Here is a 12659-nt window from a genome sequence, read left to right on the forward strand (position 1 = left end):
CACAATAATGGCGGTGGGTGCTATGGTAAAAGTTCATTGAGTCTTCTCCCTTGTAGTGCTTGGTCGCCTTCCAGCTTAGCGGGCAACCGCTAGGCTGGGGAGAAGGCTCAATCAGTATCAAAGCCATGCACCGGATGCCAAACCCTCCGCTTCGCTGCGGTTTTGCCACCGGTGATGGCGGGCGTTATGTTTCTTTTCGGCCAGCGTCCGATTAAACTGAGAGCCGCAATGGAGGTGATTATGAATCTTGCATCATTAAGACAGCTCCCCGTTGAGCAGCGTATGCATCTCGTCGAAGAGCTTTGGGACAGTATCGCGGCTGATCAAGAGGCGTTACCTCTCACACATGAGCAAAGAGTTGAACTCGATCAACGGCTTGATGCCTATGAAGCAGACGGAAATCCTGGTCGTCCTGCTACGGCAGCACTGGAAGATATTCGGAAGCGTCTGTGACGCTTTCTGTCCATTTACGACCAGAAGCGGAGCAGGATATTGAGGAAGCTGCAGGCTGGTATGAAAAGCAATTGGTTGGCTTGGGCAATGAGTTTCTTGACGAGGTTCTAGTAACCCTCGAGAGGGTCGCAGAGCTGCCTTCCTTGTACCCGGCTATTTATCGCAATACCCAACGCGCTCTGATTCACCGGTTTCCATTCGGTATTTATTACCGTATTGCAGGCGAGCAAGTCGTTGTCGTCGCCGTGATGCACGCCAGACGACATCCTACTCGTTGGAAGAAAAGAACATAACGGATAAGGATAAGTCGCGCTTGCCGCGACTTATCCTATTGTTGAACGAGCCCGGGCTCGAACGCTGGTTCTTTATATAAGCAGATATCTTTTTCGAGCGTGGCCGGCAATACGGATTGCGGGGAGAATTTGTTTTTTTGAAGGCGAGCGCACGCCTCGTCAGTTAAGACGCCAAAAAAGCAACGCGCTCTGTCAGATCATATGGCGCTTGGTCCCTCCCTGTGGGTGACTTTCATCCCGTGTGCTGCCCCGTAACCTCACCCATAACCAATATGACCCGGTTTAATAATGGCGATGATCGTCATGGGGGCGTAACACCGGCTGCACACGACGGTTGGCTTGGGTTGGGTTTTTCCGGTGAAGACAGGTGCTCTCAAAACCCACTGCACCAGCTTGAGCAGGCGTTTGGCGTTGCCGTGTAAAAAGCCATAGTCTCGGACCCGGCGGAAGCCTTTGGGCAGGACGTGTTGCAGCAGCAGATAGAGAAACGTCTCACCGCGCAGGGTGCGGTATTCCGTCTTTCCCGTCTCGCTGTTGGTGAAGGCAAAGGTCACCCGCTCACCATCGTCGCTGACGATTTGCTTTTCCGAGAGCACCCCCCGGTAGAGATAGCGCGAGAGATACTGCAGGGCCGGCAGGCCGCGGCCGACGTGCGTGCAGTCCGCCACCCATTTGGCGGGCACCTTGGCGGGTAGCGCCAACCGAGCCTCCTTGAGCGCCGCCAGCAGCCGCGCGCGGAACACACGGGCCAGATTGAAGGCCTTGAACAGGTAGTGGCCCTTAAGTTTGCGCCACTGCTTTCTCTTGGTATCGATGCCGCCACTGGGGACCGCCACATGGATATGCGGGTGATAGTCCAGCCGGCGACTGTGGGTGTGCAGTACCGCGGTCATGCCGAGCTGGGCATTGAAGCGCCGCTTGTTCAGGCCGAAGGATTTCAAGGTGCCACTTACGCATCGGAGCATGAGGTCGTAGACGGTTTTGGGGTGTCGCTTGGCCAGATCCCGCAATTCGCGGGGCAGCGTGAAGGTCACTAGAAAGTACTCCACCGGCAGTAACTTTTGCTGCTGTCGTTCCAGCCATTGGGTAGTATCGTGGTTCTGGCAGCGCGGGCAGCTGCGATGGCCGCAGGCCTGGTAGAAGCGCTGCTGCCGATGGCAGGGCGTACAGGCCCAGAGGGTCTCGCCGTACTGCTCGGTGCGACAGCCCACCAGGGCATTCAGGGCCGACCATTGCTCGGCATTGAGGGTGGCACCGTAGCGCGCCTGCAGGCGCGCTACGGTAATCTTCAACGATATCTGCGAGCCGCATCTCAATCCTCCCGCTGCCAGGCCAGCGCGAGGCGTGCCATCAGCGCGTCGATCAGTGCGCTGGTGTTCTGCTCGGCTGCCTCGGTCAGTTGGGTGTAGAGGGCGGTGGTCTTGGGGCACTCGTGGCCCATCTGACACGCTGGATGGCTCGCAGATTGACCCCCATCTCCACCAGATGTGCCCCGTAGCAATGGCGCAAACTATGGATAGTCACCGACTTGCGAATACCGCAGTCCTGCATGATCGCCTTGAAGGATTTCTGCACTCCGCCGCGGCTCATCACTTCCCGGGCCCGACCGCGTTCCCCCGGGGTTCGCCCGCCGGGGAAGAGCAACCTCGGGTGGCGATGGCTGCACCAGTAGCGCCGTAATGCCTTGAGGGTCATCGCCGGCAGGGTGACAAAGCGGTCCTTGCCCCCCTTACCATTGCGCACATGTACCCGCATCCGTTCGCCGTCGATATCGCCGACCTTGAGGTTCAAGGCTTCGCCCAGGCGCAAGCCCATGCTATAAACGGTGAGGATATAGGTTTGGTAACGCAGCTCCCGGGTGGCGTTGATGATCCGCTCGATCTCCGTCGAGGTGAGGATATCCGGCAATGGTTTGTGCTGGGGTGGCTTGACGATGGCCACCCATTGCCAATCCTGATCGAGCACGTGCTTGTAGAAGAACTGCAGCCCGTTGCGATCCACCTTGACCGTGCTCCAGGAGTGACTTTTCACCAGGGCGTCAAAGCACTGCTTGAGCTGTGCCAGGGTTAACCGGTCCGGGCATTGGTCAAAGAACTCGGTGATACGTCGCACCGCGCGGGCGTAGACGTCGATGGTGGACGCGGCCTTACCCTGGCGGCGGAGTGCGTTAAGATGCTGCTGGTACAGTGAATCGAAGCGGGCTTGCTGTGCTTGGTTCATAAAGAATGCCTCTGTTGTCGCACCGGGGGTTCGGTGCATGAGGCATTATCTCGAACAGGGAGGCGGGGGTGTTTTCTGCCGCGTAGCGGCTTCGTTCAACAATTGCATTAAATTCGCTCCGGCCCTGACGGGCCTGCGCCGGACGTGCTTACGCACGCCGCTTAACTCAGCGTTAGCAGTTGCTCTAGGCCTTCCACATCTTGCAGGCTGAGTAAAAAAGGAATAATTTGTACTCATGGAAGAGTTTGAATTCGACGAAGCCAAAAGTCAGGCCAATCTGAACAAGCATGGTATCAATTTCGTCGCCGCCCAAGAGCTATGGAAAGACCCGTATCTGCTGGAAATTCGCGCGAAATCAGAAGATGAGCGAAGGCTCGGGCTGATAGGTAAGATTGATGAAAGGTATTGGTCGGCTATCGTCACATACAGGGAAGGTCGTATTCGTCTGATTTCAGTCAGGCGTTCCCGTAAGAAGGAGGTTGAGCTCTATGAAAGCTAAAGACTTCGATAAAAAATTTGACGAAGGCCAGGAAGATATTATTGAAGACCTTGACCTGTCCACGGCCCGTCGCTCCAACCTGGAACAAAAGCGAATCAACGTGGACTTTCCTGCTTGGGTCGTAGAGTCGTTGGATCGTGAGGCCGCGCGTGTTGGTGTTACCCGCCAATCAATCATCAAGGTGTGGCTCGTTGAGCGCCTTCAAGCAGAATCTGCTAACAAGCCGCTCAATGGTGACGCCGCAGGCGGCGCACATTAGCGGAGCGTTAGTTTTTTTCGAACTAGAGTGATACTATAGTGATACATTTTGAGTTAAGGTGCCACTATGAGAATCGAAGTCGTTACGACATTAAAGAGGCAAGCAACGAAACTGCTTGCCGATCTACATGAATCAAAAGAACCTATTCTCATAACTGAGCATGGCCAACCATCTGCCTATTTACTTGACGTTGCTGATTACGAGTTGATGGTAGATCGGATGAAGATTCTTGAAGGTATCGCTAAAGGCGAGCAGGCTATTCGAGATGGCCGAACCATGGATATGGAACAAGCTAGAGAGAAAATGAATAAATGGCTCAAATAATTTGGACTGAGCCAGCTCTAGATAATCTGAACGATATTGCTGAATATATCGCAGTTAGCAATCCGTACGCCGCTAAACAACTGGTAGAAAACGTTTTTGGTAAGATTCAGAGACTCGAACAATTTCCTGATTCCGGCAGAGTACCTGAAGAAATATCTAATCTAAATTACCGAGAAGTGGTAGTAAATCCTTGTCGTGTTTTCTACAAAGTTGATAGAGATTCAGTCTATATCCTTCACGTAATGAGGCAAGAAAGAGATTTACGAAAGTTTTTATTATCTACCGAAAATGAAAACTAACCAAGCGTTCAACCGGACTCGCCTTCGGCTCGCGCGGTTAACGCGGCGCTAAAGGGTAAACGCCGCTAAATCAACCTGAAGTGGTAGCGCCAACCTTCTCTTCGTCACTGAGAGTCAGTTCGATGCGCTCGCGCAACAGCTTGTCGGAGAAGTCACGCTGGCGGCGCTGGCGGGAAGAACGCGGTGCGCCTTCTTCCTCCACGTCCTCTGGCAACTGATCACGCAGGGTGTCGATCTCGACTTCCAGCTCCACTTCATCGAACAGGGCAATCTGGCTGAGCTGCTTTTCACTGCTGGCGGCGAACTGCTGGATCTTCTTGTGGCGCAGTAACTCTTCGAGGATCTCGATGCGGACGTCTCGGCGCTGGATGGCCTGATCGCGTTGTTCCAGCTGGCTCAGAAAGGCTTCCTCTTTCGAGGCGAGTTGCTGCTGAAGCCCCCTGATAACCGCCGCCATCTCAGCGGCACAAAGGCCGCTGAAACCAGGGGTTGAAGAGGGGTTGCCAAGGGTCGTTTCCACGGTGGAATTATAGCAAAAACAACGCCCTGGCCACCTGAAAAGTGCTATCCGACACTCTCATAATGCACTATTTTATGGCCCTGAAGCAGGGCGATGTCGTAGCCGTCCAGCAGCCAGTTGATCTGTTCGCCAGTCAGCGGCAACAGGTCATCAGCCGGGCCCGGCCACTTGAATTTTTCCTCGGCCAGAGCCTTGTAATAGAGCACAAAGCCGTTGCCCTCCCACAGCAGGCACTTGATCTTGTTTCGCTGCCGGTTGGTGAAGGCATAGAGCGCACCGCAGAAGGGGTTGTGGCCGAGTTCCTGCTCCACCAGCAGTGCCAGGCCATTGGCCTGCTTGCGGAAGTCGATCAGTGTCCGGTACAGATAGATCTCCGGCAGATCCCGGGATGGGCGCAGATACCGGTTTCGCATCACAGTTGCCTCAGGATCGCGCCCAGCAACTCGATATTGCCGGCCTGCAGGCCGGTGATCGAAGCGCCGCCGGGCAGCGAAAGAGTCAGGCCGTCCGTTGCTTCCAACCGGGAGACCGGGGCCACCCTGGCAAATCCGAATGGGGCAGCGCCCTCCGGCGCCGTTAAACTGGCCAGCTTCTTGCGCCAATAGACAAACCGGCAATAGGTCAGCGACTGCTGCTTGCAGTAAGCCATTCCAGACAATCCAGACGCCTGCCACTCCGTGATACGCTGTTGCCAAAGTTGTTCTTGCTCGCGGATCATGCTGATTCCTCCTGAGGATAAAGGGGAAGTCAGTGTGCTCAATCTCAGGGCTGGAATGTAGGTGCTGATTTATTGGCTTACTGAGAAAGGAGCTCTGACCATGAGCAATCTGATTGCCGCCTGCGTTGGCGACATGCACGTTTGCCCGATCAAAGGGCACGGCTCCTCCCCCATCATGCCCAACGGCTCCAGCATCCTTGTTTAAGGTAAGCCCATTGCCCGGGTGGGCGATGTCACCGGTTGCGGCGCGGTTATAACCCAAGGCTACCCGCTTGCTCTGGCCGATGGCATGCCGGTGGCGTACCTTGGCAGCCCCACCAGTCATGGCGGTTCTATTGTCAGCGGTAATTCTCGTGTGATCTTGGGTGTCGCCACCAATACCGCGCCGGTTGTCGATTTTGCCATGGCCGGTGCATTGGATGACAAAGGCCAGCTTACCCCTGCCGCCAAAGAGTTGCTGGACAAAGATCCACAGGAGTTTGTTCGCAAGGCTGCTCAGGAGGGTGCGTTGATTGACGAAGGCTTGTTGGACGAGTCGCCGGATGACTCGCCCGAAGAAGTCAGTGACCCCATCGACGAACTCCTGCTTGACGTTTTCGGCTTCAGCCGTGGCGCGGCCACTGCCCGCCATTTCATTAGCCGGGAAGTTCAAGACGAAAGCGGTGCGCTGGCCGCCGCCTTCAAACAACAGGGCATACCCTGGCCGAAGAAGATCACCGTTCGCTTTGTGGGTCTGTTCGATACCGTGGCCGGCGTTGCCGATCTTGGCAATCTGGACTTCTCCGCCCACGATGCCGAGCCCGGACGGATCAACGTCAACCTCAGGCCGGACGTTGGCGGGCACCCATTGGCATCGTCTCCTGTTGCTGGAAAGAGCCCTCTGGAGCAAACGCGGAGTGGCAGGCAATGCCGCGACTGGGACTTCGGCTTTCAGGGCGGTGCGAAAGGCCTGCGGCCAGGAGTGGGCCTGATAGTCCAGTTCATGGAAAGTGCGCGAGCGGTGTGGCGGTCGGTGTTTGGCGAGGTGAGCATTGTGGCAGCGGGTATCGTGCAACTGCCGGGTGGATTTCAGGTGTGGCTCGGCCCGTTTTTTCAAACGGCTGTTGCCGGTCAGGCCGAAGAGGAAATCGGTGTACGGATCGTCGAGCGCCAACTGCATCAATTCCACGTTGGCAAAGTGGGCATCGCCGCGCAAAAGGATGCGGGTCTCGGGCCAGTGCTGGCGCACCCGCTTGAGAATCATCGCGTTCTCCGCGCCCTTCGGGCGTTTGCCGGGGCGCAGCGCGGCGGTGATGAACCTGCCCGACAGGCCTTCGAACAGAAACAGCGGCAGGTAGCAGTGACTTTGGTAATGGTGGTTGTAAAACGCCAGTTCCTGTTGGCCGTGGACCCGATCTTCGGAGTGATCCATGTCGAGCACGATCATCTCTGGCAGCTTGGCGTAGCTGGCGACAACCTGTTCCACAAAGGCCTGGGCCAGCCGATGAATCAGACCGATCTGCTGGTCAACGTCGCGCAGCAGCAGGGGGCCGAAGTCGGATGACAAGGCTCCGCCCTCAAAATCAGCCCGCACGGTAAAGCCGGCAAAGGGAGGAAAGCGCAGTTGAGCTGGGATAGAATGGGACATGGGCGAACCTTGTTTAGCTTCTTCCGAAGCGTTATTGGTCTAACTCCCATTATATCAATGGGATAAGCAAGGTTCGCTTTTTTATGAATAATTCGGGTTAATAGGCTTACTCAAAATTCAGTTCACGATTTGGTTGAGTTGTCGCGCAGATACTCTTTAAAGTATGGGGGTGACTCGAGACTCCAGAGGGCTGATGAAGAAGTTGATCGCTACATTGATGAGTTGAATCGCTCTAAGTTTCTGTGTCTTTCTGCTGATCGAAGTGAGCCAATGGGCAACCTAATAGTGGACCTGTAGTATAATCTGGCTAAAGCTCACGTAACTTAATGTTTTTTTAAGGAGAACAGAACTTATGGCAGGCAGGGGAGTGAACAAAGTGATTCTTATCGGCAATCTGGGGCAGGACCCGGATACCCGCTACACTCCCAACGGCAATGCCGTGGTGAATCTGAATCTTGCGACAGACGAGAGCTACAAGGATCGTCAGACTGGCCAGTTGGTGCCGAAAACCGAGTGGCACCGGATTGTGATGTTCGGCAAGATTGCCGAAGTTGCCGGCCAGTACCTTCGCAAGGGCTCAAAGGTGTATATCGAAGGCAAGCTGCAAACCCGCAAGTGGCAGGGGCAGGATGGCCAGGACCGCTACACCACAGAAGTCGTGGTGGATATCAATGGCCAGATGCAGATGCTCGACAGCCGCGGTGCCGAAGGCGGTGCGAACCAGGGCGCCCCCGCGGGTCGGCCGCAGCAGTCAGACTATAGCGCCCAGGGCGGGCAGCAGAACAATCCGCCATCGAAGCGGCAGTCGGGCGACTATGGCGGCCAGCCGTCTCAGGGCAACATGCCGGAGCCGGTGGATGATTTCGATGATGACATTCCGTTCTAACTCGTAGTAAGTGTAATTTGTAACGTTTTGGCGTTGCGTTTAATCCTGAGACCCCGCTTTGGCGGGGTTTTGTTACGAACTTGCAAAAACGATGTAAAATCAGCAAAAAAAGCGTGGAGTTACGTTCACTTTCTCATCTATCATGTTGGCGATTGCCGAAAGAGCCTGTTATTTCAGGCAGCATAATAAAAGCCTGAGGCCTGCGAGTGCCTCGATTCCAGTTCAACGGGCCCCATGACCAAGATTTCCTTGCTGAATAAGCTGACCGGGATGTTCAGGCGCTCCGGAGCGCGTTCACGCGTCTGTCTGGAGGTACGCCCTGATGGCGTTGCCTGGGCTGTCGGGGGAACCCCCGGCGTGGATGGCTTCGGGTTCGCTGAATGCCTGCCGGCAAAGCGGCAGTCAGCTCTCCGGGAACTGGTTGAGGAGCATGGCTGGGCGGGTGCTGCAACAACGCTGGTTTTGCCCCTGGACCAGTATCAGGTTTTCCAGATGGATCGCCCCGAGGGCATCGAAGAATCGGAACTGGCCGATGCCCTGAAATGGAAGCTCAAGGATTTTCTTGGTTTCAGCCCTTCAGAGGCCGTTTCCGATGTGTTCCCGTTTCCGGAGGATGCCTCCCGTGGCCGCGGGGAGTTGGTGAATGTCGTCGCCGCCAGAAGATCGCTGGTTTCCGAACTTGTGACGCTGGTTCAGGAATCCGGCCTGGAGCTGGATCGTATCGATATCGCCGAACTGGCCTTGCGCAATCTGGTATGCCGGCTGGACGACAACAGGCGCGGTGCTGCCCTGGTTCACCTCAAAGAGAGCTACGGCCAGATGGTTATCTGCAAAGGCAACACGCTGTACCTGTCCCGTCGCCTTGAGGTGACGTCCGGAGACCTGCGTGACGCGGCCCGGCAGGAATCGGCGGTTCAGTCCCTGGCTCTGGAAATGCAGCGCTCACTGGATTATTACGAGAGCCAGTTGGGCCAGGTGCCGCCTGCAAGGATTCGTCTGGTTGCACGGTACAGTGCCCTCCCTCTGGCCTCGATGCTGTCTTCCTATGTTTCCGCAGGTATTGAAACCCTTGACTGGGGCACGGTCGGCCTCGAAGCGGATCTGGACAGTCGCTGCCTGCCCGCCTGGAGTGCTGGCCTGCCTTTGTCGGAGGTTGGCCACACATGATCCAGCAGGTCAACCTTTACGTCCTGGAATTGCGGCCAAGCCAGGAGCGGCTTCAGGCGCGGGGTGCACTTGCAGTGCTGGCCCTCGGCGTGGTTCTGGTGGCGCTGTTGGCGGGCATCGTTGGCTACCAGAATGCCGGGATGGCGAAGCAGACCGCAGCTCTGGAGCAGCAGAATAGGCGTCTGGAACAGGTGGTGGCTGAGCTTTCGGAGACTGTTCGCTCCAGGCAACCGGATGCAGAGGTGGAGGCAGCGTTGGCCCGGGTCACCGGGACCCTTGCCCGGCGTCAGCGTTTACTGGAAAAAGTTGAGAGCCTCGTGGTTTCCGGCGGTGGCCGTTTCTCGCCCCAGATGGCTGCGCTGGCCCGGCAGATTCCCGAAAATGTCTGGTTGACGGGGGTTGCCCTGCAATCAGAGCCCAGCCGCGTAACCATCGAAGGGCGCAGTCTTTCGGGCGCGTTGGTGCCCCTGTACCTTGAGAACCTTGGTGAGGAAGCGGCGTTTACCGGAAGAACCTTTGGAGCGTTCCGGTTGTCGCGGCCAGATGAAGGCCGCTGGATTGATTTCCGGGTGTCGACCGGGCGGACAGGGGAGGACAGCTGATGGCGGGCTCTCCGGAAAACTCGTTTGCCCGGGCCGCGAACTGGTATAACCAGCGCCCGATCCGTGAGCGGGCACTGATTCTGCTCACTGCCTTGGTACTTGTGATCTTTGTTGTTTGGGAGCTTGCGGTTACTCCCCTGCAAAAGGAGCGCCAGGGGCTGGAGAGCCGGATTCAGACGTTGTCCGCCAGTCGGGACGACCTGCTGGCGCGTCAGCAGTTGCTTGATGAGCAGTTGGCTACCGACCCCTCCCTGGTATTGCAAAACCAATTGAGCGCCCGGCAGCAGAGGCTGGACAGGCTGAACCGGCAGATTGCGGATGCCACGGGACAACTGATTGCCCCCAGGGCGATGGTGACGCTGCTGCGAGACATGCTGGCTGCTCAGGGTTCCCTGGTGCTGCAGGGCGTGGAGCTGAAAACGCCAACGCCGGTCTTTTCACCAAGGCCAGGCTCACAGCCTCCGGAAGAGCCGAAGGTGGCGGAAGAGCCCCTGCTTTATGCCCATGATGCCGAGTTGCGCATCGAGGGCAGTTACCTTGATGTATTGAACTACCTTGAGCGGCTTGAGGCGATGGACGAACGCCTGGGCTGGGTCATGCTGGAGTACAGCGCTGGTGACTGGCCTTCCGGTGAAGCTGTCATCCGGGTGCGAACACTGAGTGTGGATCAGGCCTGGTTGGGGGTATGAGATGAGTAAACGTTTGCGTATATTGTTCCGCCCGTGGACCCGCCTGGCCACGGTCGTGCTCATTCTGTTTCCGGGCGGCGTCTCCGCGTTGCAGGATCCGACCCGGCCACCGGGCTTGGAATCGGCGATTGTGGCACCGGTGCCGGAAAAGAACTTGTCACTGGACTCCATTCTTTACAGCGAGGGCCGGCGTGTTGCCGTTATTGACGGAGAGGCCCTCAGGGAAGACCAGGGTATTGACAGCCTGCGGGTTATCCGGATTTATGACAATCGTGTTCTGGTCACGGATAACGGCCGCGAGCGGGTATTGTACCTGGAGAGGCTCCCGCAGGTTCGGGGAACTCAATGACAGACAACCGGATACTCATGACAAAAACCAGAATAACGGGCTTGCTGGCCTTGAGCCTTGTGCTGGCGGCGTGTAGCAACAACCCGCTGATGCGCTCTGCCACCGCCACCTCTACGGATGCGGCGGACGCTATTGATCAGGCGCTGGAAGGCGCCCGGAAAAACTCTCCGGCGGACCCCGGGGTGCGGAAGGAGGCCGCCCCTCTGCCCGCGGATGTCAGTGCGGCATTGCTGCCCCCTTTGTCCGGGCCCGCGGATCTCGATGAGCGTTTTGATGTCAACGCCCGTGGTGTTCCCGCTGGCAACTTTTTTGGGGCGCTGGTAGAGGGCACCCGCTACAACGTTGTGGTTCATCCCGGGGTGACTGCGAGTATTGACCTGCGACTGGACGATGTCACCGTACCAGAGGTCATGGACATCGCCGGAGACCTTTACGGGCTGGATATCCGGCGAACCGGCCGCTTGTTCCGGGTGCAGGCTGACCAGGTTCAGACCCGCCTGTTCCCCATTGATTATCTGCATTTCAAGCGCCGGGGCGGCTCCGAGACCCGGGTCAGCTCCGGTCAGGTCACCAGTTCCCGGGGCAGCTCCGGTCGTGCAACCGGTGCCCGCAGCGGAAATTACGACCGTCCCGGCGGACGCAGTGATAACAGTGCCAGGGAGACCCGTAATCTGGTGGGAACAACCATTTCCACGGAAACGGCTTCCGATTTCTGGCAGGACATTGAAAACGCACTGAGCATGATTGTTGACGGCGAGGATGAGCAGGTGGTCGTCAATCCCGGTGCCGGGCTGGTTATGGTGCGCGCCAGTGCAAGAGACCTGGAACTGGTGGAAGAGTACCTGCGCCGTACCGAGCTGATCATGCAGCGCCAGGTGATTCTGGAAGCCAAGATTCTGGAAATTGCCCTGAATGAAAGTTATCAGCAGGGTATTAACTGGTCGGATATCCAGAGTGCGTCCTCGGTGGTGGCCAGTGATGGCTTGCCAGCGGAATTTACCGCGCAGGCTCTGGCGGGGCAGGCTATCCAGACCTCCGATATAGGCGGATTGTTTTCGGCTACCTTCAAGGAAGGCAGTTTTACTGCCCTGATCGAGTTGCTTGGAGGGCAGGGCAATGTGCAGATTCTCTCGAGCCCTCGCATCTCCACGGTGAATAACCAGAAGGCGGTCATCAAGGTCGGTACCGATGAGTTCTTTGTGACGGATATCGATTTTTATAACAACAACTCCGCCCTGACGGTAACCGCCACAAATTCGACATCCGTTGAGCTCACCCCGTTTTTTTCCGGAATTTCCCTGGATGTAACTCCGCAGATTTCCGAGAGTGGCGTTATCACCCTGCACGTTCATCCGTCGGTGAGTGAGGTGACCGATCAGGAAAAGGTCGTTACGATTGGTGAGCAGGATGTAACCCTGCCCCTGGCCAGCAGCACCGTGCGTGAGACTGACAGCGTGATTCGCGCCGAGAGCGGGCAGATTGTCGTGATCGGTGGTCTTATTCAGAACAGCAGCGAGGACAACAACTCGGCCGTTCCCTTCTTTAGCGAGATTCCTCTTGTCGGGGAGTTGTTCAAGCAGCGAAAATTCCAGTCCCGCAAGAGCGAACTGGTGATCCTGTTGCGCCCGGTGATGGCGGGTTCGCCCCAGATGGATGCCGATGTGGCGGCCAGCCGCGAACGCATGAGTGTGCTCAGGGAGCTGCTGCAATCTTCCGAGTCTGTAATGCCTGAACCGGAGAAAGCCGTTCGCTAG

At 57.0% G+C, this 12659-nt stretch carries 16 protein-coding genes and 3 pseudogenes; 13 read left to right on the forward strand and 6 right to left on the reverse strand.

Annotated features, from left to right (window positions below; translation table 11 throughout):
* Window positions 1–240: 240 nt before the first annotated feature.
* Together QPL96_RS09780 and QPL96_RS09785 are read left to right on the forward strand one after the other, a co-directional pair.
* A complete protein-coding gene (locus QPL96_RS09780; protein WP_303287204.1) occupies window positions 241–453 on the forward strand; it encodes an addiction module protein in 213 nt (70 codons plus the stop codon).
* Window positions 450–746 carry a type II toxin-antitoxin system RelE/ParE family toxin gene (locus tag QPL96_RS09785; protein WP_303287205.1) on the forward strand — a complete coding sequence of 99 codons (297 nt, stop codon included), beginning with the start codon at window positions 450–452 and terminating at the stop codon, window positions 744–746. The genes QPL96_RS09780 and QPL96_RS09785 overlap by 4 nt, the downstream gene beginning before the upstream one ends.
* Window positions 747–1003: 257 nt before the next feature.
* Here the strand turns inward: QPL96_RS09785 and QPL96_RS09790 are convergent, their stop codons facing one another.
* The gene (locus QPL96_RS09790; RefSeq protein WP_303287206.1) at window positions 1004–2038 is read right to left on the reverse strand and encodes a transposase; all 1035 of its coding nucleotides are present in this window, start codon (window positions 2036–2038) and stop codon (window positions 1004–1006) included.
* Window positions 2039–2141: 103 nt separating this feature from the next.
* A complete protein-coding gene (locus QPL96_RS09795; RefSeq protein ID WP_303287207.1) occupies window positions 2142–2966 on the reverse strand; it encodes a site-specific integrase in 825 nt (274 codons plus the stop codon).
* A 235-nt stretch (window positions 2967–3201) separates the two neighbouring features.
* On the opposite strand from QPL96_RS09795, the gene QPL96_RS09800 reads away from it, so the two are divergent.
* The 4 genes from QPL96_RS09800 (at window position 3202) to QPL96_RS09815 (ending at window position 4347) form a co-directional block, all read left to right on the forward strand.
* On the forward strand, window positions 3202–3465 hold the full coding sequence (locus QPL96_RS09800) for a BrnT family toxin (protein WP_303287208.1): 264 nt from the start codon (window positions 3202–3204) through the stop codon (window positions 3463–3465).
* Window positions 3455–3724, forward strand: a complete 270-nt coding sequence (locus QPL96_RS09805; RefSeq protein ID WP_144777401.1) for a CopG family transcriptional regulator — start codon at window positions 3455–3457, stop codon at window positions 3722–3724. Before QPL96_RS09800 ends, QPL96_RS09805 begins: the two co-directional genes overlap by 11 nt.
* Window positions 3725–3790: 66 nt before the next feature.
* Window positions 3791–4048 carry a type II toxin-antitoxin system Phd/YefM family antitoxin gene (locus QPL96_RS09810; protein ID WP_303287209.1) on the forward strand — a complete coding sequence of 86 codons (258 nt, stop codon included), beginning with the start codon at window positions 3791–3793 and terminating at the stop codon, window positions 4046–4048.
* The gene (locus QPL96_RS09815; protein WP_303287210.1) at window positions 4036–4347 is read left to right on the forward strand and encodes a type II toxin-antitoxin system RelE/ParE family toxin; all 312 of its coding nucleotides are present in this window, start codon (window positions 4036–4038) and stop codon (window positions 4345–4347) included. Before QPL96_RS09810 ends, QPL96_RS09815 begins: the two co-directional genes overlap by 13 nt.
* An 82-nt stretch (window positions 4348–4429) precedes the next feature.
* Here QPL96_RS09815 and QPL96_RS09820 read toward each other — a convergent pair.
* The 3 genes and pseudogenes from QPL96_RS09820 to QPL96_RS09830 all read right to left on the reverse strand — a co-directional run.
* A pseudogene (locus QPL96_RS09820) lies at window positions 4430–4867 on the reverse strand (IS66 family transposase); the annotation flags it as partial.
* Window positions 4868–4911: 44 nt separating this feature from the next.
* Window positions 4912–5280 (reverse strand): IS66 family insertion sequence element accessory protein TnpB, encoded by a 369-nt coding sequence (gene tnpB / locus QPL96_RS09825; protein ID WP_303287333.1) that lies wholly within the window; start codon window positions 5278–5280, stop codon window positions 4912–4914.
* A complete protein-coding gene (locus tag QPL96_RS09830; protein WP_303287211.1) occupies window positions 5280–5585 on the reverse strand; it encodes an IS66 family insertion sequence element accessory protein TnpB in 306 nt (101 codons plus the stop codon). The genes tnpB and QPL96_RS09830 overlap by 1 nt, the downstream gene beginning before the upstream one ends.
* 214 nt (window positions 5586–5799) lie before the next feature.
* Here QPL96_RS09830 and QPL96_RS09835 point away from each other — a divergent pair.
* A pseudogene (locus QPL96_RS09835) lies at window positions 5800–5916 on the forward strand (hypothetical protein); the annotation flags it as partial.
* Between the two features lie 588 nt (window positions 5917–6504).
* Here the strand turns inward: QPL96_RS09835 and QPL96_RS09840 are convergent.
* A pseudogene (locus QPL96_RS09840) lies at window positions 6505–7212 on the reverse strand (transposase); the annotation flags it as partial.
* A 352-nt stretch (window positions 7213–7564) separates the two neighbouring features.
* Here QPL96_RS09840 and ssb point away from each other — a divergent pair.
* The 6 genes from ssb to mshL all read left to right on the forward strand — a co-directional run bounded on the left by ssb (window position 7565) and on the right by mshL (window position 12659).
* Window positions 7565–8098 (forward strand): single-stranded DNA-binding protein, encoded by a 534-nt coding sequence (gene ssb / locus QPL96_RS09845; RefSeq protein WP_303287212.1) that lies wholly within the window; start codon window positions 7565–7567, stop codon window positions 8096–8098.
* A gap of 234 nt (window positions 8099–8332) precedes the next feature.
* Window positions 8333–9265, forward strand: coding sequence for a biogenesis protein MshI (locus tag QPL96_RS09850; RefSeq protein ID WP_303287213.1), 933 nt, complete (start codon window positions 8333–8335; stop codon window positions 9263–9265).
* Window positions 9262–9867 (forward strand): PilN domain-containing protein, encoded by a 606-nt coding sequence (locus tag QPL96_RS09855; RefSeq protein ID WP_303287214.1) that lies wholly within the window; start codon window positions 9262–9264, stop codon window positions 9865–9867. Before QPL96_RS09850 ends, QPL96_RS09855 begins: the two co-directional genes overlap by 4 nt.
* Window positions 9867–10556 carry a type II secretion system protein GspM gene (gene gspM / locus QPL96_RS09860; protein ID WP_303287215.1) on the forward strand — a complete coding sequence of 230 codons (690 nt, stop codon included), beginning with the start codon at window positions 9867–9869 and terminating at the stop codon, window positions 10554–10556. The genes QPL96_RS09855 and gspM overlap by 1 nt, the downstream gene beginning before the upstream one ends.
* Before the next feature lies 1 nt (window position 10557).
* Window positions 10558–10905 (forward strand): hypothetical protein, encoded by a 348-nt coding sequence (locus QPL96_RS09865; RefSeq protein ID WP_303287216.1) that lies wholly within the window; start codon window positions 10558–10560, stop codon window positions 10903–10905.
* Window positions 10906–10922: 17 nt separating this feature from the next.
* The gene (gene mshL, locus QPL96_RS09870) at window positions 10923–12659 is read left to right on the forward strand and encodes a pilus (MSHA type) biogenesis protein MshL (protein ID WP_303287217.1); all 1737 of its coding nucleotides are present in this window, start codon (window positions 10923–10925) and stop codon (window positions 12657–12659) included.

The sequence above is a fragment of the Marinobacter sp. SS8-8 genome (assembly GCF_030540945.1).
Taxonomy (GTDB): domain Bacteria; phylum Pseudomonadota; class Gammaproteobacteria; order Pseudomonadales; family Oleiphilaceae; genus Marinobacter.

What these genes read in the sequence shown, in the direction of transcription:
- tnpB (WP_303287333.1), bottom strand. Translation starts at nt 5,280, where the DNA reads ATGCGAAACCGGTATCTGCGCCCATCCCGGGATCTGCCGGAGATCTAT.
- QPL96_RS09855 (WP_303287214.1), top strand. Translation starts at nt 9,262, where the DNA reads ATGATCCAGCAGGTCAACCTTTACGTCCTGGAATTGCGGCCAAGCCAG.
- QPL96_RS09850 (WP_303287213.1), top strand. Translation starts at nt 8,333, where the DNA reads ATGACCAAGATTTCCTTGCTGAATAAGCTGACCGGGATGTTCAGGCGC.
- mshL (WP_303287217.1), top strand. Translation starts at nt 10,923, where the DNA reads ATGACAAAAACCAGAATAACGGGCTTGCTGGCCTTGAGCCTTGTGCTG.
- QPL96_RS09815 (WP_303287210.1), top strand. Translation starts at nt 4,036, where the DNA reads ATGGCTCAAATAATTTGGACTGAGCCAGCTCTAGATAATCTGAACGAT.
- QPL96_RS09830 (WP_303287211.1), bottom strand. Translation starts at nt 5,585, where the DNA reads ATGATCCGCGAGCAAGAACAACTTTGGCAACAGCGTATCACGGAGTGG.
- QPL96_RS09805 (WP_144777401.1), top strand. Translation starts at nt 3,455, where the DNA reads ATGAAAGCTAAAGACTTCGATAAAAAATTTGACGAAGGCCAGGAAGAT.
- QPL96_RS09810 (WP_303287209.1), top strand. Translation starts at nt 3,791, where the DNA reads ATGAGAATCGAAGTCGTTACGACATTAAAGAGGCAAGCAACGAAACTG.
- QPL96_RS09865 (WP_303287216.1), top strand. Translation starts at nt 10,558, where the DNA reads ATGAGTAAACGTTTGCGTATATTGTTCCGCCCGTGGACCCGCCTGGCC.
- ssb (WP_303287212.1), top strand. Translation starts at nt 7,565, where the DNA reads ATGGCAGGCAGGGGAGTGAACAAAGTGATTCTTATCGGCAATCTGGGG.
- QPL96_RS09800 (WP_303287208.1), top strand. Translation starts at nt 3,202, where the DNA reads ATGGAAGAGTTTGAATTCGACGAAGCCAAAAGTCAGGCCAATCTGAAC.
- QPL96_RS09795 (WP_303287207.1), bottom strand. Translation starts at nt 2,966, where the DNA reads ATGAACCAAGCACAGCAAGCCCGCTTCGATTCACTGTACCAGCAGCAT.
- gspM (WP_303287215.1), top strand. Translation starts at nt 9,867, where the DNA reads ATGGCGGGCTCTCCGGAAAACTCGTTTGCCCGGGCCGCGAACTGGTAT.
- QPL96_RS09780 (WP_303287204.1), top strand. Translation starts at nt 241, where the DNA reads ATGAATCTTGCATCATTAAGACAGCTCCCCGTTGAGCAGCGTATGCAT.